Source organism: Burkholderia diffusa (assembly GCF_902499115.1).
In the GTDB taxonomy this organism is placed as follows: Bacteria; Pseudomonadota; Gammaproteobacteria; order Burkholderiales; family Burkholderiaceae; genus Burkholderia; species Burkholderia diffusa.
In genome coordinates this window covers 68,300-94,501 of sequence record NZ_CABVPN010000010.1, presented here as the reverse complement: position 1 = coordinate 94,501, position 26,202 = coordinate 68,300, and the positions used below count along the sequence as shown (strand labels likewise).

General features: G+C 68.4%; 20 protein-coding genes. 5 read left to right on the top strand and 15 right to left on the bottom strand.

The window, feature by feature from the left end; all coding sequences use genetic code 11:
- Positions 1–27: 27 nt before the first annotated feature.
- Together BTE28158_RS11980 and BTE28158_RS11975 are read right to left on the bottom strand one after the other, a co-directional pair.
- Positions 28–1,749 carry a cobaltochelatase CobT-related protein gene (locus tag BTE28158_RS11980; RefSeq protein ID WP_151049633.1) on the bottom strand — a complete coding sequence of 574 codons (1,722 nt, stop codon included), beginning with the start codon at positions 1,747–1,749 and terminating at the stop codon, positions 28–30.
- A complete protein-coding gene (locus BTE28158_RS11975) occupies positions 1,746–2,735 on the bottom strand; it encodes an AAA family ATPase (RefSeq protein ID WP_151049635.1) in 990 nt (329 codons plus the stop codon). The genes BTE28158_RS11980 and BTE28158_RS11975 overlap by 4 nt, the downstream gene beginning before the upstream one ends.
- Before the next feature lie 187 nt (positions 2,736–2,922).
- Between BTE28158_RS11975 and BTE28158_RS11970 the strand changes: the two genes are divergently transcribed.
- A complete protein-coding gene (locus BTE28158_RS11970) occupies positions 2,923–3,675 on the top strand; it encodes an IclR family transcriptional regulator (protein WP_124904459.1) in 753 nt (250 codons plus the stop codon).
- A 32-nt stretch (positions 3,676–3,707) separates the two neighbouring features.
- Here BTE28158_RS11970 and BTE28158_RS11965 read toward each other — a convergent pair whose 3' ends face one another.
- The 7 genes from BTE28158_RS11965 to BTE28158_RS11935 all read right to left on the bottom strand — a co-directional run bounded on the left by BTE28158_RS11965 (position 3,708) and on the right by BTE28158_RS11935 (position 15,212).
- Complete coding sequence (locus BTE28158_RS11965) at positions 3,708–4,655, bottom strand: dimethyl sulfoxide reductase anchor subunit family protein (protein ID WP_124904461.1); 948 nt, start codon at positions 4,653–4,655, stop codon at positions 3,708–3,710.
- A 39-nt stretch (positions 4,656–4,694) separates the two neighbouring features.
- Positions 4,695–5,441, bottom strand: coding sequence for a 4Fe-4S dicluster domain-containing protein (locus BTE28158_RS11960; RefSeq protein WP_124904463.1), 747 nt, complete (start codon positions 5,439–5,441; stop codon positions 4,695–4,697).
- Between the two features lie 16 nt (positions 5,442–5,457).
- The gene (locus tag BTE28158_RS11955) at positions 5,458–8,394 is read right to left on the bottom strand and encodes a molybdopterin oxidoreductase family protein (protein ID WP_151049637.1); all 2,937 of its coding nucleotides are present in this window, start codon (positions 8,392–8,394) and stop codon (positions 5,458–5,460) included.
- Between the two features lie 223 nt (positions 8,395–8,617).
- Positions 8,618–10,039 (bottom strand): amino acid permease, encoded by a 1,422-nt coding sequence (locus BTE28158_RS11950; RefSeq protein ID WP_124904467.1) that lies wholly within the window; start codon positions 10,037–10,039, stop codon positions 8,618–8,620.
- Between the two features lie 180 nt (positions 10,040–10,219).
- The gene (locus BTE28158_RS11945; RefSeq protein WP_151049639.1) at positions 10,220–11,635 is read right to left on the bottom strand and encodes an NAD(P)/FAD-dependent oxidoreductase; all 1,416 of its coding nucleotides are present in this window, start codon (positions 11,633–11,635) and stop codon (positions 10,220–10,222) included.
- Between the two features lie 488 nt (positions 11,636–12,123).
- Positions 12,124–13,428 (bottom strand): MFS transporter, encoded by a 1,305-nt coding sequence (locus BTE28158_RS11940; protein ID WP_151049643.1) that lies wholly within the window; start codon positions 13,426–13,428, stop codon positions 12,124–12,126.
- Between the two features lie 128 nt (positions 13,429–13,556).
- Positions 13,557–15,212, bottom strand: coding sequence for a GMC family oxidoreductase (locus BTE28158_RS11935; RefSeq protein ID WP_151049645.1), 1,656 nt, complete (start codon positions 15,210–15,212; stop codon positions 13,557–13,559).
- A 184-nt stretch (positions 15,213–15,396) separates the two neighbouring features.
- Here BTE28158_RS11935 and BTE28158_RS11930 point away from each other — a divergent pair, with 184 nt between their 5' ends.
- Entirely contained in the window at positions 15,397–16,221 is an 825-nt protein-coding gene (locus tag BTE28158_RS11930; protein WP_059598796.1) for an IclR family transcriptional regulator, read from the top strand.
- A gap of 23 nt (positions 16,222–16,244) precedes the next feature.
- Here the strand turns inward: BTE28158_RS11930 and BTE28158_RS11925 are convergent, their stop codons facing one another.
- The 4 genes from BTE28158_RS11925 to BTE28158_RS11910 all read right to left on the bottom strand — a co-directional run bounded on the left by BTE28158_RS11925 (position 16,245) and on the right by BTE28158_RS11910 (position 19,446).
- Positions 16,245–16,568, bottom strand: coding sequence for a hypothetical protein (locus BTE28158_RS11925; protein WP_151049647.1), 324 nt, complete (start codon positions 16,566–16,568; stop codon positions 16,245–16,247).
- A 115-nt stretch (positions 16,569–16,683) separates the two neighbouring features.
- Entirely contained in the window at positions 16,684–17,706 is a 1,023-nt protein-coding gene (locus tag BTE28158_RS11920; RefSeq protein WP_151049649.1) for a DUF2891 domain-containing protein, read from the bottom strand.
- Positions 17,707–17,809: 103 nt separating this feature from the next.
- Entirely contained in the window at positions 17,810–18,760 is a 951-nt protein-coding gene (locus tag BTE28158_RS11915; protein ID WP_151049653.1) for a DUF979 domain-containing protein, read from the bottom strand.
- On the bottom strand, positions 18,757–19,446 hold the full coding sequence (locus BTE28158_RS11910) for a DUF969 domain-containing protein (protein ID WP_151049655.1): 690 nt from the start codon (positions 19,444–19,446) through the stop codon (positions 18,757–18,759). Before BTE28158_RS11910 ends, BTE28158_RS11915 begins: the two co-directional genes overlap by 4 nt.
- A gap of 352 nt (positions 19,447–19,798) precedes the next feature.
- Here BTE28158_RS11910 and BTE28158_RS11905 point away from each other — a divergent pair, with 352 nt between their 5' ends.
- The 3 genes from BTE28158_RS11905 (at position 19,799) to BTE28158_RS11895 (ending at position 22,578) form a co-directional block, all read left to right on the top strand.
- Positions 19,799–20,023 (top strand): hypothetical protein, encoded by a 225-nt coding sequence (locus BTE28158_RS11905; RefSeq protein WP_039357299.1) that lies wholly within the window; start codon positions 19,799–19,801, stop codon positions 20,021–20,023.
- Positions 20,024–20,417: 394 nt separating this feature from the next.
- Positions 20,418–21,422 (top strand): chemotaxis response regulator protein-glutamate methylesterase, encoded by a 1,005-nt coding sequence (locus BTE28158_RS11900; protein WP_174919883.1) that lies wholly within the window; start codon positions 20,418–20,420, stop codon positions 21,420–21,422.
- Between the two features lie 55 nt (positions 21,423–21,477).
- Positions 21,478–22,578 carry a diguanylate cyclase gene (locus tag BTE28158_RS11895; RefSeq protein WP_151051571.1) on the top strand — a complete coding sequence of 367 codons (1,101 nt, stop codon included), beginning with the start codon at positions 21,478–21,480 and terminating at the stop codon, positions 22,576–22,578.
- Between the two features lie 4 nt (positions 22,579–22,582).
- Here the strand turns inward: BTE28158_RS11895 and BTE28158_RS11890 are convergent, their stop codons facing one another.
- Together BTE28158_RS11890 and BTE28158_RS11885 are read right to left on the bottom strand one after the other, a co-directional pair.
- Positions 22,583–24,832: a putative bifunctional diguanylate cyclase/phosphodiesterase gene (locus tag BTE28158_RS11890; protein ID WP_151051568.1), complete on the bottom strand. Its 2,250-nt coding sequence runs from the start codon at positions 24,830–24,832 to the stop codon at positions 22,583–22,585.
- 244 nt (positions 24,833–25,076) lie between these two features.
- A complete protein-coding gene (locus tag BTE28158_RS11885; protein WP_151051566.1) occupies positions 25,077–25,970 on the bottom strand; it encodes a LysR substrate-binding domain-containing protein in 894 nt (297 codons plus the stop codon).
- Positions 25,971–26,202 lie beyond the last annotated feature (232 nt).

Genomic DNA, 26,202 nt, shown 5'->3' with positions numbered 1-26,202 from the left:
CATCCGCCTTGCAGGCCGTCGCCTGCTTCATCGCCGCGCGCCGATCCAGCGCGCGATTTCGACGAGCCGCTTCATGTCCGGCGCTGATGCAAGGTCGATCGCGAGCCGGTGCCGGTAATACGGGCCGAGATCGAGCCCGACGCCGAGCCCGAGCACTTCGACGCGGCCGGCCGCCTCCTGGCGCGCGACCACCTGCTTCAGATGGTTGTCGAGGTAGAACGGATCGTTCGCGAGCGCCGTGGCGCCGTCCATCGGGCTGCCGTCCGAGATCACGATGAGGATCCTGCGCGCCTCCGGCCGCGCCGCAAGCCGCGCGCACGCCCATTCGACCGCTTCGCCGTCGACACCCTCACGGAACAGATCGGCCTTGAACAGCGCGGCGATACCCGTGCGCGCATGCCGCCAGCGCGTGTCCGCATCCTTGAACACCAGGTGGCCGGTTTCGTTGAGCCGGCCCGGATGGCGCGGCTTGCCGCGCGAGAGCCAGTCCTGCCGCGCGCGGCCGCCGTTCCATGCGAGCGTCGTGAAGCCGAGCACTTCGGTCGCGAGACCGGCGGCATCGCCCGCGCGGGCCAGCGTGTCTACCATCAGCGCGACGCCGTCGATCCACGTCTTCATCGATCCCGAACAGTCGACCAGGAACGCGAGCGCGCAATCGGCGTGCGGCCGCACGCGTTCGAGCCGGAACAGCCGCCGTTCGGCCGGCGAACTGACGAGCTGCGCGAGCCGGCGGCCGTCGAGGCGGCCATGTTCCTCGCCGAACGACCAGCCGTCGGCCTGCGGCACGACGAGCGCCGCACGCAGCACACGGGCGAGCCGCGTGACGTTGATCCGCTGCGCGGTGACCTGGCCGTCGAGCCGGTCGCGGTACTCGCGCAGCAGTGCCGCGCGGATCTGCGCGGCCGGCCGGAGCTCGCGGTCGTAACGCGTCGTATACGCACGGTAGACGGCATCGCCGCCCTGCAGCACGGCGCTGTCGCCCGTCTCCACGAGGGCCGGCAGGTCGATGCCCGTGTCGTCGAAATCGACCCACAGCGAGAAATTCGTCAGCGCATCGTCCTGCTCGCGCACGTCTTGCGTCTCCGTTTCGACGACGGCCGCGCGCGCATCGCGAATCATCGATGCAATGCGCTTCGCGAGCGTCAGCGCATGTTCCGCGAATGCGCGCTGATCGTGCCGGCACCGCTTGAGCCCCGCAAGCTGCACGCCGATCTCGGGCACGATCGCCGCGCGCGACGCTTCGATCAGGTCTTCCGTCTCCTCGAGCACCGGCCACCCCGTCAGCCGCGACCATGCGATCTGCGCGACCGTGTAAACAAGGATTCCGACATGCGTATCGGCCTGTCCCGACCGATGGAACGCGCGTGACCAGGTGTCGAAACGATGGCGCAGGTTCTGCACGACGCCGCGCATGGCGGGTGGCGCCAGCGATTCGCAGCGCAGTTGCTCGAGCATTTCGAACAGCACGCGTTCGACCGGATCGTCGCCGGACAACGCGCGATGCAGGTCCGCATCGGAATGCAGGATGCGCAGCGCGGCGCCGTCGGCCGCACCGCGCCACGAAGCGAGATCGTCGTCGGCCGCCTGCGCGCGCAGGTGCGGCGCATGGATCGGCAGTGGCCGCAGGTCGCGACACACGCGGCCCGCACGGTAATGCAGCGCCGCGTCGCGTGTCAGCGCACGCACGGTCGACGCGCCCAGCGCTTCGCGCGCCGATGCACGGCGCGCGGCGTCGCGATCGGCGCTCACCGCCCCGCTCCCGGCTCGCCACCGCCGGCACGCGACGCGACCGCCAGCTCCTCGCCGAAACAGCGCTGGTAATACTCGGCGACGACCGGCCGCTCGGCGTCGTCGCACTTGTTCAGGAACGTGAGCCGAAACGCGAGCGCCGGATCGCGGAAGATCTGGCAGTTCTCGGCCCAGTTGATCACCGTGCGCGGCGACATCAGCGTCGACAGGTCGCCGGTCGCGAAGCCGTTGCGCGTCAGCTCCGCGAGGCTCACCATCGATTCGAGCAGCGGGCGGCCGGCTTCGTCCGCGAGTTCCGGCACGCGTGCACGCACGATGCCGATCTCTTCGTCGCGCGGCAGGTAGTCGAGCGTCGCGACCACGTTCCAGCGATCCATCTGCGCATGGTTGAGCATCTGCGTGCCGTGATAGAGCCCGTTCAGGTTGCCGAGCCCCACCGTGTTCGCGGTCGCGAACAGCCGGAACGACGGATGCGGATGGATCACGCGGTTCTGGTCGAGCAGCGTGAACTTGCCGTCGCGCTCGAGAATCCGCTGGATCACGAACATCACGTCGGGCCGCCCCGCATCGTATTCGTCGAAGATCAGCGCGACCGGACGCTGCAGCGCCCACGGCACGATCCCTTCCTGGAATTCGGTCACCTGCACGTCGTCGCGCACGACGATCGCATCCTTGCCGACGAGGTCGAGCCGGCTGATGTGGCCGTCGAGGTTCACGCGCACGCACGGCCAGTTCAGCCGTGCCGCGACCTGCTCGATATGCGTCGACTTGCCGGTGCCGTGCATCCCCTGCACGAGCACGCGGCGATTGCGCGCAAATCCCGCGAGGATCGCGAGCGTGACGTCCGGGTTGAAACGGTAGGCGTCGTCGATATCGGGCACGTGATCGTCGCGCGCGCTGAACGCCGGCACCATCAGGTCCGAATCGAACCCGAAGCGTTCACGGACCGACACCATGCAGTCCGGCTTGTTCGCCACCCCATCCATTGCGTTGCGCTCCTGTCGTTGCTGATCGCGCAGGCATCGATCGTCGCGCCCGCGCCAGCCGTGTTTACGGAACGATTCGTTCCGTTGCCGAAAGTTCGGACCGAGTCAATGAGCCCACTGCCCCGCCCGGCCGGCCTGCCGGGCCGTTCGGTACAATGGCCGCAGTCCAGTTTCCGGAACGCCTGCCATGCTGCCCGCGGATACGCCCACGCTGCGCGCCTTCGCGCTGCTCGAACATCTCGTCCAGGCCGGCGATGCCGTGTCGCTCGCCGATCTCGCGCGCGACGTCGATATCCCGAAGGCATCGCTGCACCGGATGCTTGCATCGCTCGAAGCCGGCGGCCTCGTGATCCGCGAGCCGGGCCGCAAGAACGCGTACGCGATCGGCCCGCGCCTCGCGCGGCTCGGCACCGGCGTGATGCTGCATGCGGGCGCGCGCCGGCTGCGCCACGCGATCCTCGAACGGCTCGTCGCCGATCTCGGCGAAACCTGCAACCTGACCGCGCTGCACGACACGGAAGTCGTCTATCTCGACCGCGTCGAGGCCGACTGGCCACTGCGGCTCGACCTGAAACCCGGCTCGCGCGTGCCCGCACACTGCAGCGCCAGCGGCAAGCTGCTGCTCGCGCTGCTGCCGCGCGACGAACGCGCCGCGCTGGTGCGCGCGCTGGCACTGCCGCGCTACACCCCGAATACGATCTCGGATCCCGAACTGCTCGAAGCCGAACTCGACCGCACCGCACACAAGGGCGTCGCGATCGACAACGAGGAATTCGTCGCGGGCATCGTGTGCATCGCGGCGCCGATCGTCGGCGACGACGGCACGTGCATCGCCGCGGTCGCCGTGCATGCGCCCGTGTCGCGCGCGCCGCTGTCGCGGCTGCTCGACCACGTGCCGCGCCTGCAGGAAGCGGCCGGCGCGCTCGCTCAAACGTTCTAGTTCCCGCACGGCGTGGCGGCGCGCACGCAACGTCATGACGCGCGCTGGTAGTAGATGTTCTGCGGATGCCGCGCATCCGCGAAGAAGAACCAGCGTTCCGCGACCAGCCCCGCATACTGGATCACGAACGCGGCGCCGAGCGCGACGGCCGCCGCGACCGACGTCGGCGCGAGCGCGCCCGCGCCGGTCAGCGCGAACGGCACCGCGAACGCGCCGATCAGGAAGCCGGCCTTCACTGCCCGCAGCGTGCCGTTGCCTTGCCCGTGAAAGAACTCCCGCGTATTGAACGCGCTGGCCGTGAAGCCGCGCGACTTCTGTTCGACCTTCGCATGGCGGATCCCGGTCGCGCTCTGCACGGTCGACTTCGGCCGCAACCGGGCATTGCGCGCAAGCGACGCGAGCCGTGCCACGCCACCGGCGAGCGTCAGTGCGCACGCGGCCACGGCGAGCCGGCCGACCAGCGCCGGCGCGAGCCACGCGGCGCAAGCCGTCGCCAGCGTGCAGCCCGACGCGCAGCCGAGCAGCACGAAGTTCACGAGCGTCAGCGGGCTCGCCCATTCCTGCAGGAACCGCAGGCACGCGTAGATCATCGCGGTACACACGAACAGCACGACACTTGCGAGCGCGCCCGCAGCGCCGATCAGCAACGTGCCGGGCCAGCCGAACAGATGTGCCGCGCCATACGCGAACGCGCACGCGAGAAACATCGGCAGTGCGATACATTCGCGTGACAGCCACGATGTGCGCCACATCGCGATCGCGCGCCATGCGCGCTCGGGGTGGCCGAGATGGAAGAACGACGCGAACAGGCCGAGCACGCCGAGCACGACCGACAGCGCGGCACCCGTCACGTAGAACGACGCAGCGATATCGACGCCCGCCGCGCGCGCAAGTGCCTCGACGGTCACGAGCGTCAGCAGCAGGCCCTGTGCGGCACCGCACAGCGTGGTGAGGAAAACGACCGAAAAGGCTGGGCGCATGGGAACTCCGTTTTTTCGTATGAATGAAGGGCCTTGCGCTCAGCGCTGCGTCGCGAGCGACACGAGATCGATGTCGCCGCGCGCCGCGCGGGCTTCGAACGACGCGTCCTCGTCACGGCCGTTCGACGCGCTGCCGCACCCGCCGCTACTCCCGCAACCGCACGACGCTTCGGTCTTCACGCGCGGCAGATAATGGTTCGACGGTCGCGTGCCCCATTCGGGCATCAGCGCATAGCCGCCGCGTTCGCGGATCGCACGCGACACGTCGGATTCGGGATCGTGCACATCGCCGAACAGCCGCGCCGACGTCGGGCAGGCGAGCACGCAGGCCGGTTTCCGGTCGCGTTCGGGCAGCGCTTCGTTGTCGATGCGGTCCGCGCACAGCGTGCACTTCGTCATCTCCTTGCGGCCTTCGTCGAGCTCGCGCGCGCCATACGGGCACGCCCACGCGCAGTACTTGCAGCCGATGCACTTGTCGTAGTCGACCAGCACGATCCCGTCCGACTTGCGCTTGTAGCTCGCGCCGGTCGGGCATACCGGCACGCACGGCGGATCCTCGCAGTGCAGGCACGATTTCGGGAAGTGGATCGTGTCTGTCATCGGGAACACACCCGCTTCGTAGGTCTGCACGCGGTTGAAGAACGTGCCGGACGGATCGTCGTCGTACGGGCGCAGATCGGCGAGACTGCCGGCTTCGCCCGACGTGTTCCATTCCTTGCAGCTCGTTACGCAGGCATGGCAGCCGACGCATACGTTCAGGTCGATGACGAGGGCCATCTGGGTCATGGTTGCGCTCCTTCGATCAGCGGTCGTCAGACTGAGGGCCGGCCGACGTCGCGCGCCGCAGCCGCGCGGCGAATGCGCCGGTTCCCGCGAAATACGCCTGCACGCGCTGCAGCACGCGCGGCGTGCCCGGCAGCGCCGGCATCGGCGCGAACTGCGGCAAGGTCGTGGCCGCATCGGCTTCGGCCGGATAGATCCGCACCTGCACGTCGTACCAGCCGGCCTGCCCCGTGACCGGATCGGAGTTCGACAGGCGTGCGCCGTCGCGCGCCGCATCCGGCAACTCGTCGGTAATCACGTGGTTCAACAGGAAGCCGCGCTGCGACTCACCCGCTTGCGGCCCGAGGTTCCACGCGCCGGCTGCCTTGCCGATCGCGTTCCAGGTCCAGACGGTGCCGGGCTCGACGGCCTCGCTGTAGCGCGCGCGACAACGCACCTTGCCCCACGGCGATTCGACGTAGATCCACGCGCCGTCGTCGATCTGCTGCGCGGCGGCCGTCACGGGGTTCACGAACAGATGGTTCTCGCCGTGGATCTGCCGCAGCCACGCGTTCTGCGAATCCCACGAGTGGTACATCGCCATCGGCCGCTGCGTGATCGCCGCGAGCGGATAGCGGCTCGCATCGGTCAGCCCGCTTTCGAGCGAGCGATGCCAGAACGGCAGCGGATCGAAATAGCGTGCGATGCGCTCGCGCAGATGATCGGGCGGCTGGCGGCCCGACGTGCGGCCCTGCGCGGCGAGCCGGAATTTCTGCATCACGTCCGAGTAGAGCTGGATCACGATCGGCACGCCGAACTTGCGCATCCCGTTGTCGACCGCCCACTGCATGTACGGGCCATTGCAGTTGCGCATGTACTGCAGCGGCTCCGGCAACCGGTGGTGGTACACGCAATTGTTCTCCGCGTAACGCTTCCACTGGTCGGGGTTCGGCTCGCCAACGACGGCCTTGTCGCCGTCCTTGCCGCGCCAGCCGATCAGGAAGCCGGTGCCCGAATCGGGCGCGGTCTGGAAGTTGACGACGAAATCCGGATAGTCGCGGTATTTGCGCTGCCCGTCCGCCGTCGTGAAGGCCGGAAACTTCAGCCGGCTCGCGAGCTCGATCAGCACTTCCTGGAACGGCTTGCATTCGCCGGTCGGCGGCACGACCGGCACGCGTACCGAGTCGACCGGCCCGTCGAATTCGGAGATCGGCCGATCGAGCACCGACATCACGTCATGCCGTTCGAGGTAAGTCGTGTCGGGCAGGATCAGGTCGGCGAACGCCGTCATTTCAGACGCGAACGCATCACACACGACGAGGAACGGAATCCGGTATTCGCCGTCGTCGCGCTTGTCGACCAGCATCTTGCGCACTTCCGTCGTGTTCATCGACGAATTCCACGCCATGTTGGCCATGAAGATCAGCAGCGTGTCGATCGGATAGGGATCGCCGCGCCATGCATTGGTAATGACCGAATGCATGAGCCCGTGCACCGCGAGCGGGTATTCCCACGAGAACGCCTTGTCGAGCCGCGCGGGCGTGCCGTCCGGATGGACGAACAGGTCCTCGGGGCCAGCGGGCCAGCCGAGCGGGCCCGTGGCAAGCGGCGTGTTCGGCCTGATCTGCGCCGGGTCGTTCGGCGGTTTCGCCGACGGTGGCACCGCGCGCGGATACGGCGCCTTGTGCCGGAAGCCGCCCGGCCGGTCGATCGTGCCGAGCAGCGACATCAGCACGGCGAGCGCGCGGATCGTCTGGAAGCCGTTCGAATGCGCGGCGAGCCCGCGCATCGCATGGAACGCGATCGGCACGCCCTTCACCGACGCGTGCTCCTTGCCCCAGGAATCGGTCCAGCGCACCGGCAGCTCGATCGCGTGCTCGCGCGCGACCGTCTCCATCTCGCGGGCGAGGCGGCGGATCGTGTCGGCCGCGATGCCGGTGATGTCGGCCGCCCATTCGGGCGTGCACTCGGCCACCTGTTCGCGCAGCAGCGTGAACGACGGCGCGACGGGCGTGCCGTCGTCGAGCGTATAGCGGCCGTCGAGCGCCGGCTCCGCGCCTTCCGTGTGATGCAGCACCGCGCGGTTCGTCTTCGTGTCCCACCACATCCGGTTCTGCGGATACAGCGCGTTGACCTCCGGCGCGCCCGCGTCGCGCACGAACAGCCCGAACGTGTCGGCGCCGTCGCGCTGGTCGACCAGCTCGGCCGCATTCGTGAAGCGCGACACGAATTCGAGGTCGAACGCGTTGCGCGCGATCAGCTCGTGCATCAACGCCATGAACAGCGCACCATCGGTGCCGGGACGAATCGGAATCCATTCGTCGGCGATCGCCGCGTAGCCGGTGCGCACCGGATTGATCGCGATGAAGCGGCCGCCCGCGCGCTTGAACTTGCCGAGTGCGATCTTCAGCGGATTCGAATGGTGGTCTTCCGCGGTGCCGATCATGAAGAACAGCTTCGCGTGGTCGAGATCGGGGCCGCCGAATTCCCAGAACGAGCCGCCGATCGTGTAGATCATCCCGGCCGCCATGTTCGCCGAGCAGAACCCGCCATGCGCCGCATAGTTCGGCGTACCAAACTGTTTCGCGAACAGGCCGGTCAACGCCTGCATCTGGTCGCGGCCGGTAAAGAGCGCGAATCGCTTCGGGTCGGTAGCGCGCAGGTGCCCGAGGCGCTTTTCGAGCACGTCGAATGCGACGTCCCACGACACCGGCTCGAACTGCGCGTCGCCGCGCTCGGCGCCCGGCTTGCGCATCAGCGGCTGCGTGAGCCGCGCGGGCGAATACTGCTTCATGATGCCCGACGAACCTTTTGCGCAGATGACGCCCTGGTTCAGCGGATGCGCGGGATTGCCGTCGATATAGCGCACCTCACCGTCGCGCAGGTGCACGCGGATGCCGCAGCGGCATGCGCACATGTAGCACGTCGTCGTCTTGATCTCGGCCTGCTCGTCGCGCTCGCGTGCCCGATGTTCCATCGTCTGTCCTCGTTCGCGAATGAGGGCGCGCCCTGCCGGGGCGCACCCGTGAATCGGTCATTCATGCTATGCCGGCACGCGGCCGACATAAAGTCGCATCCTCTGATCGGTGCTATCGGCCGGCCCGATAGTTGCGCCGGCAATCCATCGGATCGGGCCGGCAGCCGCATGCGCGAAGGCCCGGCTTGCATGCCGGGCCTTCGGCGTCATGCGTGGCCGCGCATTACCGCGGCGGATAGGCGAGCAGTTCGCTGTCGTCGAGATGCTCGCGGCGGCTGCGGCGCGTCAGCCCGTAGGCGACGACCAGCACACCGAGGCTGGCGACGCCGAGCCACAGCGGCTTGCGCTGGTCCGGGATGAACGCCATCGCGACGAGGATGCCGACCATGCCGATGATCGCGACCCAGGTCAGGTACGGGTACGCCCACATCCTGACGCGCAGCTTGCTGGCGGCCACCGGGTCGAGACGCTTGCGCAGGCGCAGCTGCGAGAACGCGATCAGCACGTACACGAACAGCGCGACGGTGCCGTACGAATTGACGAGGAACGCGAACACGGTATCGGGCGACACGTACGACATCACCACCGACACGTAGCCGAACACCGTGCCGAGCAGGATCGCGCGCACCGGCACGCCGCGCTTGTTGACCTTCGCGAGCGCGGCCGGCGCGTCGCCGTGGCGGGTCAGCGCGAACAGCATCCGCGACGCCGCATAGAGGCCCGAGTTGAGCGCGGACAGCACCGCCGTCAGCACGATCGCGTTCATCACGTTGGCCGCGGCCGGCAGGCCCATCACTTCGAGTGCGCTCACGTACGGCGTGGCCATCTGATGCGAATTCCACGGTACCAGCGCGACGACGAGCGCGACCGAGCCGACGTAGAACACCAGCACGCGCGTGATCACCGAATTGGTGGCCTTCGCAACCGCTTTCGCCGGCTCCTTGGCCTCGGCCGCCGCGATCGTGACGATTTCAGCGCCGAAGTAGAACCCGGTGGCCGCGACCGCCCCGCTCATCACCGGCCCGATGCCGAGCGGCATGAAGCCGCCGTGGCCGAGCAGCGTCGGCAGCACGGCCGTCGTGTGCATCGACGCGGGCCACAGGCCGAGCACGTAGAGGCCGCCGAGGAACAGGAACACGATGATCGCGCCGACCTTGATCGACGAGAACCAGAATTCGAATTCGCCGTAGCTGCCGACCGAGATCAGGTTCGTGAGCGTCAGCACGACCAGCAGCGCCAGGCTGATGATCCACGCCGGTGTATCCGGCAGCCAGAACTGGATCAGCTTGGCGCCGGCCACCGCTTCGAGCGCGACGACGATCACCCAGAAATACCAGTACATCCAGCCGGTCAGGAAGCCCGCCATCTTGCCGGGCCCACGCCAGTTGCCGAACGCGAGCCGTGCGTATTCGTAGAACGAACCGACGGCCGGCATCGCGCAGGCCATCTCGCCGAGCATCCGCATCACGAGCACGACGAGCCCGCCCGTGATCAGGAACGACAGGATCGCGGCCGGCCCGGTCTGCTGAATCACCACACCGCTGCCGACGAACAGCCCGGCACCGATCACGCCGCCAAGCGCGATCATCGTCATGTGGCGCTGCTTGAGCCCACACTTCAGGTCACTCTGGTTCGAGGGTTGCATGTCTTCTCCATATCCAGTTGTCCGGACGCCGCCCGCTTGCCACCGTCGGGTGAGCGCGGGCGCCGCCGGCGACGGCGCGTGCAGGGGCGCCTGCAGCCCCGGCCGCACGGATTTCTGTTGCTTTTATTGTGTTGGACAGCCCGGCGCGGGTTACGTCACGCCCGGCGATGAGCACTGCGTTCAGGGCTTTTCGTCATTCCTGAAGTACGACAGGTAGAGCATCCGCTGCCCTATGCGCCGGAACGGCGCGAACGGGTGGCCAGGCAGCGGCGACGTGAAGATCGGCAGCGTCTGGCGTGCGCCCTTCCCCGCGATCTGCTCGGCCAGCCGGCGGCCGGCCTGCTGCGAGTACGACACGCCGTTGCCGCCGTAGCCGAGCGCGTAGTACACCGACTGCCGCGGGTCGGGCTGGCACACGCGCGGCATCATGTCGTGGCTGACGTCGACCCAGCCCCACCATGAATAATCGATCTCCACGCCGCGCAGCGCGGGAAACTTGCGCGCCATCCCTTCCTTCAGCAATTCCAGATGACGCGGGTTCGGCGCATCGTCGCCGGTGATCGCGCTGCGACTGCCGATCTGCAGACGGCGATCGGGCAGGAACCGGTAGTAAAAGCGCAGCGTACGCGTGTCGGTCAGCACCTGCGTCGTGCGGAAATTGCACGCGTCGATCTCCGCGTCGGTGAGCGGGCGCGTGACCATCGAGTTCGACAGGATCGGCATCACCTTGCTGCGCAGCGACGGATGCAGCGTCTGCGCGGTGTACGCGCCGGTCGCGATGCCGACCGCGCGGGCCCGCACGACGCCGCCGGGCGTGCGCAGGTGATGCACGCGGTCGATCGTCTCGAAGCCGAGCACGGGGCTGCTCGTATGCACCTTCGCGCCGGCTTCGCGCGCGAGGCGCAGGTAGCCGAACGCGAGCTTCAGCGCATGGATGCCGATGCCTTCCGGCTCGTGCAGCGCGCCGGCCGCCTCGTGGTCGTTGATGAATTCGCGGCGGAAGGTTTCCGCGCTCAGCAGCTCCGACGGATAGCCGAACACGTCCTTCCACACCTTCGCCTCGGCCGCGAGCTTCGCCATGATGCGCGGACGGTGCGCGATCAGGAAATGGCCACCCGGCTGCGGGTCGCAGTCGATTTCCGACACGAGCGACTTGAAGTGCTCGAAGCCTTCGAGGATCTCGTCATGCATCTTCAGCGCGACGTCCTTGCCCCAGCGCTCGATCCACTGCGAGCGCGACAGCCGGCCCGACGCGTTCTGCCCCTGCCCGCCGTTGCGGCTGCTGCAGCCCCAGCTCGTGCGGTTGGCTTCGAGCACGACGGCCTTGATGCCGTGGTCCCGCGCGAGGCACAGCGCGGTCGCGAGGCCCGTATAGCCGGCGCCGATGATCGCGACGTCGACATCGAGATCGCGCGTGACGGGGCCGTCGTCGGGCGGCGGGGTGCCGGCCGTCGCGACCCAGTAGGTCGGCGCGTACTGCTTGCCGCACCCGGGCCCCGGCGACACGAGCGGATCGTAGGTCGGGTCGTAACGCGTATCGTTCGGCCGGCCGCCGGCGTAGGCGCTCGCGGTGCGTTCGATGGATGAGGTCGACATGGTCATACCTCCGACGCTGGCGTGCCCGCCGCGCCGCAACGGGCGCACGAAGCGATTCGACTGACTGATGCGGGGCGCGCGCTCGCCGCACGGGCGAATGCTGCCGACTGCGTGTTGGTCATGCCTGTCTCCTGATCGTTCTCTTCGGGTCGATCGTGTGCAGATGCTTCAATGCGGCGATCTGTCGAGGAAAGTGTAGGCAGGCCGATTTTTCACAGGTAGGGCCAGTGGACCGGATTCGCTTGGACCAGCGCGCGGGCGGCCGAGTGGCGGACAACAGCGGGCGACCGGCGGTGGGCGACGATCGGCTGCGATCGCGGCGCGGGCGCGGCACCGCGAGGCAACCGGGACGCCGAACGGCGCGCCGCATCGGACAACCGGCTGACCGGCCGACGGCAACGGTCAGCGGCACGGACGCGGCACCGACCGACGACCGCGCCGCCGATACGACCCCGCGCCGCACCCCACCCCATCCACCCTGCCAGCCATCACATCGCGCGCGCCGCGACGCCGGCCACGCCGCCGCGCTTCTCGATCGCCCGCGCGGACACGATCGACAGGAGTGCAGACAACATCACGTAAACCCCGACGAGCCACGGCGCCCCGCCGTTCACGCGCAGCAACGCGGTCGCGACGATCGGCGTCAGGCCGCTCGCGAAGATGCCCGACACCTGGTAGACGAACGAGATACCCGTATAACGCACGTTCGCGTCGAACAGCTCCGCGAACAGCGCGGCTTCGGGCCCGTAGGCCATCGCGTAGAAGATCCCGAACGGGATCACCAGCGCGAGCCACACGGCGAGCAGGTTCGTCGATTGCGTCTGCAGCAGCCAGAATGCGGGCAGCACCGACAGCCCGCACAGGGTCGCGCCCCACCGGTACACACGCGCGCGGCCGAGCCGGTCCGACAGGCTGCCGAACACGGGGATGAACACGCACATCACGACCGCCGCGCTCATCACGCCGAGCAGTGCGTCGCCGCGCGAGATCGACAGGTTGCGCGTCATGTAGCCGATCGAAAACACCGCGAACACGTTGAAGAACACGCCGTCGACATACCGCGCGCCCATCCCGAGCAGGATCGCCTGCCGATAATTTCCAAGCAGTTCGACGATCGGCAGCTTCGTATCACGCCGCTGGCGCTTGAGCGCGACGAATTCGGGCGTATCGGCCACGCGCGTGCGGATGTAGAAGCCGACCGCGACGAGCAGCAGCGATGCCGCGAACGCGACGCGCCAGCCCCACGCGAGGAACGCGGCGTCCGGCAACGCACGCGACAGCGCCGCGACCACACCGGCCGCGAGACACAGCCCGATCGCGAGCCCGATCTGCGGCAGGCTCGCATACAGCCCGCGCCGGTGCGGCGGCGCGTACTCGTAGGCCATCAGCACCGCGCCGCCCCACTCGCCGCCCAGGCCGATGCCCTGCAGCACGCGCAGCGTCAGCAGCAGCACCGGCGCCCACATGCCGATCTGCGCGTAGGTCGGCAGGAACGCGACGCCGGCCGTCGACACACCCATGATCAGCATCGTCAGGATCAGCGCGGACTTGCGCCCGACGCGGTCGCCGAGATGGCCGAACAGCAGGCCGCCGAGCGGCCGCGTGACGAAGCCGACCGCGAACGTCGCATACGCGAGCATCGTCGACACGAACGCGTCGCCGGCCGGAAAGTACTGTTTGTCGAACACGATGCCGGCGACCACGCCGTACAGGAAAAAGTCGTACCACTCGACGGTCGCGCCGATCACGCTGGCCGCGGCCACGCGTCGGACGACCCGGGAATCGATTGCCATGCGAGCTTCTCCAGGTAAGGATGCGCCGCAACCTGCCCCGGCGCCGTGCCGGCGGGGGCATCGATAAACGCGCGGCGGCCGTCCGGGCGCAGGAGCACGGGCCGCGCGGGTGGATGAGCGGCGATGCCTTACGCGAGCGCCTCGGCGGCCGGTGCAGCGCTGCGGCCGCGATCGGCCGCGCGTGCATCCTCGAGGATCATGTCGGACGCCTTCTCGGCGACCATCACGATCGGCACGTTGGTATTGCCCGATACGAGGGTCGGCATGATCGAGCAGTCGACCACGCGCAACCCGCGCGTGCCGTACACGCGCAGCCGCTCGTCGACGACCGCGAGCGGATCGCTCGCGACGCCCATTTTCGCGGTGCCGGATGGATGGAAGATCGTCTGCCCGTATTCGCGGCAGAACTCGAGCAGTTCGTCGTCCGTCTGCGCGTCCGCGCCCGGCCGCACCTCGCGCTTCATCAGCGGCGCCATCGGCTCGGCCGCCGCGACGCGCCGCGCGAAGCGCACGCCGGCCACCGTCGTGCGGCGGTCGCGCTCGGTGTCGAGATAGTTCGGCTGGATCGACGGCGCGTCGCGCGCATCGTCGGTGCGGATTCGCACGGTGCCGCGCGATTCGGGCCGCAGCTGGCAGATCGAATACGTGCAGCCGGGAAACGCATGCACGCTGCCGCCCGCCGAATCAGCCGACAGCGTCGAGAAATGGAACTGGATGTCGGGCGTCGCCGATTCGTCCGGCAGCGCACGGCAGAACATGCCGCCCTGGTTGATGCCGATCGCGAGCGGGCCGCCGCGGAACAGCGCCCATTGCAGCCCCATCTTTGCGCGGCCGACCCACGAATGCAGTTCGTCGTTGGTCGTGATCGGCTTCGTTACTTCGTAGATCAGACGAATCTGCAGATGATCCTGCAGGTTCTCGCCAACGCCCGCGCGATCGGCGACGACCGGAATCCCGTGGCGGTTCAGCAGCGCGGCCGGCCCGACGCCCGACACCTGCAGCAGTTGCGGCGATTGCAGCGCGCCGGCCGCGAGGATCACCTCGCGCAACGCACGCACCTCGCGAACCTTGCCATGCTGGACATAGCGCACGCCGGACGCCTGCGCGCCGTCAAACAGCACCTTCAGCGCCTGCGCATCGGTTTCGACATGCAGGTTCGGCCGCCCGCGCGCGGGCTTCAGGTAGGCCACAGCCGTCGAGCAGCGCAGTCCGTTGCGCGTGGTGAGCTGGTAATAGCCGACGCCTTCCTGGTCGCCCGTGTTGAAATCGTCGACCGTGCGCACGCCGAGCCGGTTCGATGCGGCGACGAACGCGTCGACGAGTTCGTGCCGCTGCCGGATCACGGACGCCCAAAGCGGGCCGCCGGTGCCGCGTGTCGGCCCCTCTCCGAGCGTGTTGTGTTCGAGCTTGCGGAAATACGGCAAGCACTCGCGCCAGCTCCAGCCGCGATTGCCGAGCGCGGCCCAGTGGTCGTAGTCCTGCTGCTGCCCGCGCACGTAGATCAGCCCGTTGATCGAGCTGCAGCCGCCGAGCGTGCGGCCGCGCGGCCAGTACAGGCGGCGGTTGTGCATGTTCGGATCGGGATCGGTGTGGAAGCCCCAGTTGTACACGGGGTGGAACATCGTCTTGCCGAAGCCGATCGGCACGTGGATCCACATGTAGTTGTCGGCGGGGCCTGCTTCCAGCAGGCACACCGTATGGCGGCCGCCGTCGGACAGCCGGTTGGCGAGGACGCAACCGGCCGATCCCGCGCCAACCACCACATAGTCGAAGCTGCGTGTCATACGTGTCTCCGTCCCGGGGTATTGGAAAAATCCGGTATGTTTTGTCCAAATTTATTGAGCACACGGAACGCATACAAGCCGATTTATTGTCCACGGCGCGAATGTGGTACAAAAACCGTTCAATTCGTTTCATTTCCATCGCACACCATCCCGGGACGCACGCCGATCCCCACGGAGGAGACACATGCGCGAAACCGCCCCCGCGCCGCCCGATGGCGCGCTCGCCGACGACGCGCGCGTCCTGCGCGCCCTCGCCGTGCTCGAAGCGCTCGCGTCGGCCGGGCAGCCGTACACGCTGTCGCAGCTCGCCGCGCGGCTGCGCATTCCAAAGGCGACGCTGCTGCGCCTGATCGAGTCGCTCGAAACGCGCGGCTACGTGATCCACATGCCCGACTCGCGCGGCCACGACCGCGGCATCGCGCTCGGCCCGCGCGCCGCGCAGTTCGCGCTCGCGGCGCTGTCGAACAACACCTTCACGCGCGGCTGCCGCTCGGTGCTGCGTGCGCTCGTCGACGTGCTCGGCGAAACCTGCAACCTCACCGCGCTCGATGGCGACACGGTGCTGTATGTGGAACGCGTCGAGACGACCGAGCCGCTGCGGCTCGAGATGCGGCCCGGCATGCGCGTGCCGCTGCATTGCACGGCGAGCGGCAAGCTGTTCCTGTCGCAGATGAATGCGCTGGAGCGCAACGCGATGCTCGCGCGGCTCACGCTGAAGAAGATGACCTACCGGACGCTGACCGACGCGCAGTTACTCGCGGCCGAGCTTGACCGGCTCGCGGCGCGCGGCGTCGGGATCGACAACGAGGAATTCGTGCGCGGGATGGTGGCTGTTGCGGTGCCGGTGAAGGATGCCGCAAGCGGTCGCGTGCTCGCGGCGCTCGCCGTGCATGCGCCGACCGCGCGCGCGACACTCAACGATTTACTGGAGAACGTGCCGAAGATGCGGGAGGCGGCTACGCGGCTCGCGCCGCTGTTGCATGCGAGCGATGGCGCGCCGCCGGGTTGACAAGGCTGTGCGCAGTCACGCGGTCACGCAAGGTGATAACGCAGCCAGAAGGTTTCACGGCATACGTTGTCGAACGTCATCCGCGTCGGGCCGATCGGTTGCGCATCGGGATGGCGGAGCACGTCGTAATCGATCCAGCATTCGGCGCACAGCAGATCGGACGGCGCGCGGTCCTGCTCGACCGAGCGGCGCACGATCGCACCGTTGTCGAAGCGGTATTCGGTTTCGTCGCGCGTGACCTCGACATCGTCGTCGGTCCAGCGCTCGTGCGACGTTGCATGCGACACGATCGACACCGGGCCCGCGAGCCCGTGGATCGCGGCGATATAGGAAATGAGCTTGTCCATGGCGAGGCGGCAACGAAACGGATGGCAGCATCGCGCAACGCATGCCGCGCGATACGGCCCGAGCGGCGAGTATAGCCGCGCGCCGAAGACCTTGCCGCCGGCGGGGTTTCGCGCGCTACGCCTCCAGCGCGAGCACCGCGAACGTCGCGAGCCAGTGCTCGCCCATGTAGTCGCCGGCCACGTGCGCGAGCGCGCTCGCGAGATGCCGGTCGGCCGCATCGAGCAGCTTCGCGCGTCGCGCATCGCCTTCCGGCAGCGCGCCGGCGAGCGAACGCTGGCACCACGCGCGGCTCAGGTTCAGCCCGTCGAGGTGCGCGATCTTGCCGTCGCTGCGATCGCTGACCGTTGCCGGCTCGAACAGCGTCGCCGGCTCGCCGCGCGCAAGATCGGGCAGGAAACGCGCGAACCAGCCGTCGAATTCGGCGGCCGGCAACACGCGCCGCATCAGCTCGGCCTCCATCAGCGCCGGCGACAGGAATTCGTCGCCCGACGGCTCCCACGCCTGGCAGGCGACGTCGTTCAGGTGCCAGCGCTTCGCGGTATCGACGATCAGCGCCGCAAGCCCGTCGCGCTGCGTGTCGCGCGCGAAGTCGAGTGCGAGCGCCAGCGCGAACGCGGTGTTGAAGTGCGTGCCGACGCGCAGCGGATAGGTCGCTTTCGGCAGGAAGGTTTCGAAGCGCGCCACGAACAGGTCGGTGAGCGGCGCCATCGTCTTCGCCCAGCGCGCGGCCTGCGGCAGCGCGCCCTTCAGCGCGAGCCGCTCGAGCTGCGCGGCGAGCGCGAGCAGCCACGCCCAGCCGTACGGCCGCTCGAAGCCGGCGTTGTGCGGCAGCGCGAGATACGCGCGCTCGCCGGCGACGTTCGCATCGGTGAAGTGCGCATCGACGATCGCGATGATTCGCTCGGCCTCGGGCAAGGCCCGATAGCGTTCGAGCATGCGCAGCACGAGCCAGTAGCCGTGCACGCACGAATGCCAGTCGTAGCTGCCGTAGAAGATCGGGTGCAGCGCGCGCGGCGCCTGCACGTCGTGCGGCCCTTCGAGCGAATGCGTGAGCTTGTTCGGGTATTCGCGGGTCAGGTGCGCGAGTGCGAGCGACGCGAATGTCGAGGCGAGTTCGGGTGTGAGTCGGTCGGTCATGAGCATCTCGTCCATCGGGTCAGAAGCGGAGTCACAAGCGGAGTCACAAGCGGAGTCACAAGCGGAGTCACAAGCGGAGTCACAAGCGGAGTCACAAGCGGACTCAGAAGCGGAAAGCGAACGCGTACATCAGCAGCGTGTTCACGGCCAGCAGCAGCACGGCCGTCGGCCATTGCGCCTTGATCACGCCGTTCTTGTCCTTCAGCTCGAGCAGCGCCGCCGGCACGATGTTGAAGTTCGCGGCCATCGGCGTCATCAGCGTACCGCAGAAGCCGCTCAGCATCCCGATCGCGCCGACGATCGCCGGGTTGCCGTGAAACTGGTGGACGATCAGCGGCAGGCCGATGCCGGCCGTCATCACCGGGAACGCAGCGAAGCCGTTGCCCATGATCATCGTGAACAGCGCCATGCCGACCGTGTAGGCCGCGACCACCGCGAACGGCGAATCGATCGGCACCCACTCCTTCACGAGCCCCGACACCACGCCGCCGACGCCCGCGACCGCGAACAGCGCGCCGAGCGCCGCGAGCATCTGCGGCAGGATCGCGGCCCAGCCGACCGCGTCCATCGTGTGGCGAGCCTCCTTCACCGCATGCACCGGCGAATCGCGCAGCATCGCGAGCGCGACGGCGAACGCGACGAGCGTGCCGAGCACGAGCGAGATCAGCGTCACGCTCTTCTGGTCGACGAACGGCACGTGCTTCAGCGCGAAGGTGCCGATCAGCGTGACGACCGGAATCAGCAGCGCGGGCAGGAACAGCTTGTTGCCGAAACGCTGTGCGAGCGTCTCGCGTCGCAGGGCCGCGGCCTCCCCGGCTTCGTCGGACTTGCCGCGCCCGAGCTTGCCCGAGCCGGCAATGACCGCGAGCGCGATCGCGAGGCAGCCCGTCACGAAATGCGGCAGCAGCGCACCGAACAGGAACGTGAGCGCGTAGATCGCCCAGAACGCGAAATTGACGACGCGGCGCGGGTTCGTGCGATCGGTCAGGTTGAAGCATGCAAATGCGGCGAACATCAGCCCCGCGAGCGTGTACAGCGATTCGAGGCCGATCATCGCGCGCCCTCCTGCGCCAGCAGGCCGTAGCCGCGCGCCAGCCGGCGGTCGAGCAGCGCGAGGCGCGCGCAGTGGATCAGCAGCGCGGCGATCGCGGTCGGAATCGCCCACACCGACAGGTGCAGCGGCTCGATGGAGATCCCGTTCTGCTCGAGAAAGCCCTTGATCAGCAGGATCGACTGGATCGCGATGAAGATGTCCTCGCCGAAGAACACGGCGACGTTGTCGGCGGCCGACGCGTGTGCGCGGATCTGCTGGCGCACCGACTCCGGCAGCTCGCCGCGTCGGTTGACGGCGGCGGCCTCGGCCATCGGCGCGATCAGCGGCCGCACCATCTGTGCATGGCCGCCGAGCGACGTGAGGCCGAGTGCGGCCGTCACCTGGCGCAGCACGAAGTACAGCATCAGCACGCGGCCCGTGGTGGCCGCCTGCACGCGCGAGATCATCCGCTTCGCCTGCTCCTTGAGCCCGTTGCGCTCGAGCAGCGCGATCACCGGCAGCGTGAGCCAGATCAGCCCCATGTAGCGGTTTTCGGTGAACGCCTTGCCGAACGCGCTGACGATGTCGACGAGATTCAGCCCGCCCGCCAGCCCTGTCGCAAGCCCCGCGATCGTGACCACCAGCAGCGCGTTGAAGCGCAGCGCGAAACCGATCACGACGATCGGCACCCCAATCAGCACCAGCATTGCCCCTCCTTGTGATGGATGCGCGGCGCCGTGAAGGCGCGCCGCCCGCCCGGTTTCGACCGGCTTCAGGCGGAAAAATCTAACACGAGACTTTATCGATAAAAAGTCGACAATTTGAGGCTTCGGGTAAACGTTGAAATCAACGCCACGTTGCGTCGCCCGTGTGTCCGGGGTGTTTCGGCTGGACGATTCGCGGCGGGCGGCGGGCGGCGGGCGGCGGGTGGCGGCAACGCGCGCGCGGCACGCACGATTCCGGCCGGCGTGCCGGGGCCGGCCCGCGCCCCGCCGCGCATGGCGGAGCGTCGGTGCGCCGACTACACTGGAAGGCATCGCAACGTTCGGGAGAGCCGCCATGATTGACGTATTCCAGACCATCGGCAGCCGCGCGTTCTCCGCTCATCTGGCGAAGGACGGGATGGTGACGCTGATGGAACAACGCCATGAAGTCGATCGCGTGACGCTCGCGACCGCCTATGCCGCGCTCGTCGAGGAATCGGAGCAGGAAGCCGACCTGCTCGACGCAACGGTCGAAGGGATGATGCGCGCGCTGATCCAGGGGTACGCCCGCAGCCATTGAACGACTGAACGCGCACCGGGCGCGGTGCGCCGGCCTGCTCGCGGCCGGCTCGCCGGTGCCTGCGCGTGCGCCCGTGCCGGGCGCCGCCCTTCCCGCCGTCACGAACGCGTCGGCGACGGATTGCCGCGCGGCCGCATCATCCGGCACATCGCCGTCCGGCCTCCCTGGCGGCAAGAAATGCCACGTGGCCATAGAGGAAAGGGGCGGAACCGACGCAATGCGCAATTTTTTCGATTGCCGCCGCTCGCGCCGCATGACAGCATTCGGGGCGTCGCCAGTCCAAAAGAATTCCGTGCCGTCCGCCCGCCGATGCCGTTCGGCGGCGCCGACCGGCGCTGCCTTTCATGAACCCGGCCCACATCCAACACTACGAACCGACCGGAGTATCCCGCTTGTGAACATCGGCATCGTCAACGACCTCCCGCTTGCCGTCGAGGCGATGCGCCGTGCGCTCGCGCGCCGGCCCGAGCATCGCGTGCTGTGGGTCGCGACCGACGGCGCGCAGGCCGTCGAACTGTGCGCCGCGCAACCGCCCGACGTCGTGCTGATGGACCTGATCATGCCGAAGTTCGACGGCGTCGAGGCGACGCGGCGGATCATGCGTTCCAGCCGCCCGTGCGCGATCCTGATCGTGACGAGCTGCATCGGCGCGAACGCGTGGCGCGTGTTCGAAGCGATGGGCGCCGGCGCGCTCGATGCGGTCGACACGCCGCGCCTCGGCGAAGCCACGGGCGGCGACACCGCGCAGCCGCTGCTCGCGAAGATCGACCAGATCGGCCGGCTGCTCGAGGCGCCCGGCGGTGTCCGCGCGGCCGGCACGGCCTCGCGCGCGAGCGGCGGCCCGCTGATCGCGATCGGCGCATCCGCCGGCGGCCCCGGCGCGCTCGCGTCGATCCTCGGCAGCCTGCCGGCCGACTTCAGCGCGCCGATCGTGATCGTCCAGCACGTCGACCGCGCGTTCGCCGAAGGAATGGCGCAATGGCTCGACGGCCAGACGCCACTGACCGTGCGCGTCGCGCACGAAGGCGACCGCCCTCAGCCGGGCGTCGCGCTGCTCGCGGCGACCGACGATCACCTGCGCATCACGCGCACCGGCACGCTCGAATACACGCGCGAACCGGCCGCCACGCCGTACCGGCCGTCAGTCGACGTGTTCTTCAACAGCCTGACCGAGCGCTGGCCGGGCCGCGTGATCGGCGTGCTGCTCACCGGCATGGGACGCGACGGCGCGATCGGCCTGAAGGCACTGCGAATGAAGGGCTGTCACACGATCGCGCAGGACGAGGCGACCAGCGCCGTCTACGGCATGCCGAAGGCGGCCGCGACGCTCGGCGCCGCGCGCGCGATCCTGCCGCTCGAGCGCATCGCGGGCGAGCTGGTGGCACTCGCGCGGATCTGATCCCGATGAAACCCTGTCACACCCATCGCTGCCCTGGCGCAACCCTGCATCAATCATGACTAGCGACTTCACCCGCGCGCCCGGCGGCCTGCATGCGGCGTTCGACGCCGCGCACGCGACACCCTCGCCGCATGCCGACGCCCCCGCGATGGTCCTGCTGGTCGACGACCAGACGATCGTCGCGGAAGCCGTCCGGCGCGCGCTCGTCGACGAGGACGGCATCGACTTCCACTACTGCCCGCGCTCGGACGACGCGCTGGCGACCGCGATCGAGACGCGGCCGACCGTGATCCTGCAGGATCTCGTGATGCCCGGCACCGACGGGCTGAGCCTCGTGAAGGCGTACCGCGCGAATCCGGCGACGCGCGACGTGCCGATCATCGTGCTGTCGACGCAGGAAGAGCCGGTGATCAAGAGCGCCGCGTTCGCGGCCGGCGCGAACGACTACCTCGTGAAACTGCCAGACCGCATCGAGCTGATCGCGCGGATCCGCTATCACTCGCGCTCGTACATGAACCTGCTTCAGCGAGACGAGGCCTATCGCGCGCTGCGGCAATCGCAGCAGCAACTGCTGGAGGCCAATCTCGAGCTGCGGCGCCTCACGCATTCGGACGGCCTCACCGGGCTGTCGAACCGCCGCTATCTCGACGAATATCTGGCCGCCGAATGGCGGCGCGGCACGCGCGAGCGCAGCGAGCTGTCGCTGCTGATGATCGACGTCGACAACTTCAAGCTGTACAACGACACGTACGGCCACGTGTCGGGTGACGGCGTGCTCAAACAGGTCGCGACCACCATCGAACGCTGTCTCGGGCAGTCCGGCGATCTCGCCGCGCGTTTCGGCGGCGAGGAGTTCGCGGTCGTGATGCCGGCCACGTCGCCGGGCGCCGCGCGGCTGCTCGGCGAGAAGATCCGCCTCGCGGTCGAGTCGCTGCGGCTCGAGCACGCGCACTCGTCGACGGGACGCCACGTGACGATCAGCATCGGCGGCGCGAGCATCGTGCCGGCCGCCAGCCTGCCGACGACGTCGCTGATCGAGGCGGCCGATCGCGCGCTGTACCGCGCGAAGCACGACGGCAAGAATCGCGTCGAGATCGATGCGCCGCCCGCACCGCCGGCTTCCGCTGCCCCACCGGACGGCGGCAGTTTCGCGTGAACCCCTAGACGGCGACGAGCCGGCGTGCGTAGTCGGCCGGATCGAGCGGCCTGCCGAACAGGTACCCCTGCTGCATGTCGCAGCCGATCTGCTGCAGGAACCACGACTGCGCCTCGGTCTCGACGCCTTCGGCCGTGACCTTCATCCCGAGCGAATGCGCCATCGCGACGACGGCCTGCGTGATCGCGACGGAGTCGCGATGATCGGGCACGCCCGACACGAACGAACGGTCGACCTTCAGGTTGTGCAGCGGAAAACGCTTCAGGTACGCAAGCGACGAATAACCGGTGCCGAAGTCGTCGACCGAGATCCGCACGTTCATGTCCGTGAGCGCCTCGAGCATCGGCAGCACCGTGTCCGTGTCGTTCATCAGCAGTCCTTCGGTAATCTCCAGTTCGAGCGCGCCCGGATCGAGCCGCGTCTGTTCGAGGCAGCGGTCGACCGATTCGACCAGCCCATCGTGGAACTGCCGCGGCGACAGGTTGACCGCCAGCATCAGGTCGGGTGCGATCGTGCGGCGCCATTCGGCGGCCTGCCGGCAGGCCGTTTCGAGCACCCACTGGCCGATCGCGACGATGAGCCCGGAATCTTCCGCGACCGGGATGAATTCCGCAGGCGACATCGGCCCGAGCTCCGGGCTCGTCCAGCGCAGCAGCGCTTCGGCACCGACCGTGCGGCCGCTGCGCGCATCGACGACCGGCTGGTAGACCAGCCGCAGCGTATCCGAGGCGATCGCGCGCCGCAGCGACTGCTCGATCGCGAAGCGTCGCTGCAGGCGCAGGTTCAACTGCGCGGTGAAGAACGTGAAGTGGTTGCGGCCGCGCTGCTTCGCGTCGTACATCGCGGAATCGGCGTTGCGCATCAGCGTGGCCGCATCGTCGCCGTCGCGCGGCGCGACGCTGATCCCGATCGACACGCCGAGCCAATACTCGTTGTTCGCGATCGCGAACGGCTTCGCGATCGTGTCGATCACCTCGCGCGCGAGCACGGCGAGCGCGTCGGGATCGTCGCAATCGTCGACGAGGATCACGAACTCGTCGCCGCCGACGCGCGTGAGCGAATGGCGCCCGCCCCCGCAGGCCGCGAGGCGCGCCGCGACGCTGCGCAGCAGTGTGTCGCCGGCGTCGTGCCCGGCCGTGTCGTTGACCTTCTTGAAGCCGACGAGATCGATGAACAGGATCGCGACACGCGCGGACCCTGCCGCCGCATCGCGCGCGCCGAATAGCTCGCGCATCCGGTCGGAGAGCCAGCGCCGGTTGTAGAGGCCCGTCAGCGCGTCGCGCGTCGCCAGATAGCGCAGTTGCTGCTGCGCTTCGCGCACGGGGCCGATGTCGTGAAACGACACGAGCACCGATTCGGGCTGCGTCTCGCCCGGCTTCACGATCGGCACCGCGTTGCCGCGCACCCAGATGACGTCGCCGTCGGCGAGCCCGAAGCCGACCGTGTAGTCGAGCTGCGGCATGGCCGTGGTGAACGCGCGCCGGCTCGGCCAGTCGTCGGGCGCGACCGGCGTGCCGTCCTCGTACAGCTTGTACAGGATCACCGTCGACAGCCGGCGGCCGACGAGGTCGCCCTTCACGCGCATCATCCGGTTCGCGCTCGGATTGCTCGCGACCACCACGCCGTCGGGCGACACGACGAGAATCCCTTCGTTCAGGCTGTTGACGACCAGGCGGTGATGTTCCTCGCTGCGCACGAGCTGCCGCGCGATCGAGTCCTGATGCACCGCGAGGCCGACGCTGTTGCCGATATCGCGCAACAGGTCGGTTTCCGCGTCCGTGGGCCGCCGCGGCGTGCGGTGATAGACAGCGAACGCGCCGAGCACGGTGCCCGAGTCGTCCAGAAACGGCACCGACCAGCACGCACGCAGGCCGAGCGGCAACGCGAGCGAACGAAAGTCGGCCCACAGCGGATCGGTTTCGATGTCTTCGACGGCGATCATCCGCCGCTCGTACATCGCCGTGCCGCACGAGCCCGCGGCGGGCCCGATCGATGCCCCGTCGATCGCCGCGCTGTACTGCGCGGGAAGCGACGGCGCGGCACCGACGTGCACGTGCACGCCGTCCGTGTCGAGCAGCAGGATCGTGCACGAGGCGCCGTCGCCGAGCAGTGCCTCGGCGCGCCGGCATACTTCGACGAGCAGTTCCGGCAGCGGTGTGTTGCGCGTGATCAGCCTCAGCACGCTCTGCTCGGATGCGAGCACTTCCGCCGCGAGGCCGAGGCTGTAGCGAGAACTTTGCGGTTCGGTATTCAAGCTGAATCCTGCCGTCAGTTCAACCGGGTCTGATGCGCCCGATTCGTGAGCGATGCTTCGTGCCGTTTTCCGCGCCGGGCTTACGCGACGCCGGTGCGTCCCCATTCCGGCGCGCCCCTGATGCGCACCAAAATACATTTAACACCAATCCGTGCAGCCCTGCGCGTCCCTGCGCATCAGGGCTAACGCGCGGTCGCGGCCGGCCTGCCGCCGGAATTCGATTCGTCCGATGATTGCGCCGCCGTCAGTCCTTGCGGATATGTTCGGCGAGGAAGTCGATCAGCAACCGCACGCGCGGCAGGAGCCCGCGCCGGGACGGAAACACCGCGTGAATCACGCCACCCTTCGGCGCCCACCCCGGCAGCACGTCGATCAGCGTGCCGTCGCGCAGGGCGTCCTCGACGACCATGCACGGCAGCTGCACGATGCCGACGCCGTGCATCGCCGCGTCGCGCAACGCGTGCATGTCGTCGGAGATGTAGCGCGGGTGATGGCGCAGTTGCGCCTGCTCGCCGTTCGGCCCGATCAGTTGCCACACATGATGCCGCGGCGGCCCCCAATCGAGGCTCGGTTCGCCGGCCAGCTCGGCCGGTTCGGACGGCACGGCGCGCCCGTTCAGCCACTTCGGCGCGGCTACCAGCCGCTGCGGGCTGTCGCCGAGGATCCGCATCACGAGGTCGCTGTCCTCCAGCGGCGGGAAACGCACGCGCAGCGCCAGGTCGAAGCCTTCGCTCAACAGGTCGACGCGGCGGTTCGTCGCTTCGAGATGCACGTGCACCGCCGGATGGATCGCCATGAAGCGCGCGATGAGCTCGCTCACGCGATATTCGAGCAGCGCGGTCGGGCAGCTCACCCGGACGATCCCGCGCGGCTCCGCGTGCCGGCGCTCGATCACCTCGCGCGCCGCGTCGGCTTCGACCAGCACCGCGAGGCAGCGCTCGTAGAATTCGCGGCCGGTTTCCGTGACCGTGAAATGACGTGTCGTCCGCTGCAGCAGCCGCACGTCGTATTGCGCTTCCAGCGCGGCGATGCGCCGGCTCAGCGTCGACTTCGGGACATTCAGCACGCGCCCCGCCTGCGTGAATCCGCCGTGCTCGACCACCTTCACGAAATAGTAGAGGTCGTTCAGGTCATCCATGATTGTTCCACTCATAGAACACTGACGGCATTTTAAGGGGCTGGAAACCCGTTTGTTGCGCGAATAGCATCTTTATTCGATGGCCAAGCCGGCAGCATTCGCCCGCCGTGCAACCGCATCGGACGTCTGCGACGGCACGGGCGTACCGCCGCGACGACGATCCCGACGCCACGGCGGCACTCCCCCGAGCCGTCGGGATTTCTCCCACTTCCTGCTCTGTCTCTGGAGGCAA

Excerpts from the sequence above, each read along its gene's own strand:
- BTE28158_RS11895 (WP_151051571.1), top strand. The coding sequence starts at position 21,478 with ATGACTAGCGACTTCACCCGCGCGCCCGGCGGCCTGCATGCGGCGTTC.
- BTE28158_RS11955 (WP_151049637.1), bottom strand. The coding sequence starts at position 8,394 with ATGGAACATCGGGCACGCGAGCGCGACGAGCAGGCCGAGATCAAGACG.
- BTE28158_RS11975 (WP_151049635.1), bottom strand. The coding sequence starts at position 2,735 with ATGGATGGGGTGGCGAACAAGCCGGACTGCATGGTGTCGGTCCGTGAA.
- BTE28158_RS11965 (WP_124904461.1), bottom strand. The coding sequence starts at position 4,655 with ATGCGCCCAGCCTTTTCGGTCGTTTTCCTCACCACGCTGTGCGGTGCC.
- BTE28158_RS11960 (WP_124904463.1), bottom strand. The coding sequence starts at position 5,441 with ATGACCCAGATGGCCCTCGTCATCGACCTGAACGTATGCGTCGGCTGC.
- BTE28158_RS11885 (WP_151051566.1), bottom strand. The coding sequence starts at position 25,970 with ATGGATGACCTGAACGACCTCTACTATTTCGTGAAGGTGGTCGAGCAC.
- BTE28158_RS11920 (WP_151049649.1), bottom strand. The coding sequence starts at position 17,706 with ATGACCGACCGACTCACACCCGAACTCGCCTCGACATTCGCGTCGCTC.
- BTE28158_RS11925 (WP_151049647.1), bottom strand. The coding sequence starts at position 16,568 with ATGGACAAGCTCATTTCCTATATCGCCGCGATCCACGGGCTCGCGGGC.
- BTE28158_RS11970 (WP_124904459.1), top strand. The coding sequence starts at position 2,923 with ATGCTGCCCGCGGATACGCCCACGCTGCGCGCCTTCGCGCTGCTCGAA.
- BTE28158_RS11940 (WP_151049643.1), bottom strand. The coding sequence starts at position 13,428 with ATGGCAATCGATTCCCGGGTCGTCCGACGCGTGGCCGCGGCCAGCGTG.
- BTE28158_RS11950 (WP_124904467.1), bottom strand. The coding sequence starts at position 10,039 with ATGCAACCCTCGAACCAGAGTGACCTGAAGTGTGGGCTCAAGCAGCGC.
- BTE28158_RS11905 (WP_039357299.1), top strand. The coding sequence starts at position 19,799 with ATGATTGACGTATTCCAGACCATCGGCAGCCGCGCGTTCTCCGCTCAT.
- BTE28158_RS11935 (WP_151049645.1), bottom strand. The coding sequence starts at position 15,212 with ATGACACGCAGCTTCGACTATGTGGTGGTTGGCGCGGGATCGGCCGGT.
- BTE28158_RS11910 (WP_151049655.1), bottom strand. The coding sequence starts at position 19,446 with ATGCTGGTGCTGATTGGGGTGCCGATCGTCGTGATCGGTTTCGCGCTG.
- BTE28158_RS11915 (WP_151049653.1), bottom strand. The coding sequence starts at position 18,760 with ATGATCGGCCTCGAATCGCTGTACACGCTCGCGGGGCTGATGTTCGCC.
- BTE28158_RS11945 (WP_151049639.1), bottom strand. The coding sequence starts at position 11,635 with ATGTCGACCTCATCCATCGAACGCACCGCGAGCGCCTACGCCGGCGGC.
- BTE28158_RS11930 (WP_059598796.1), top strand. The coding sequence starts at position 15,397 with ATGCGCGAAACCGCCCCCGCGCCGCCCGATGGCGCGCTCGCCGACGAC.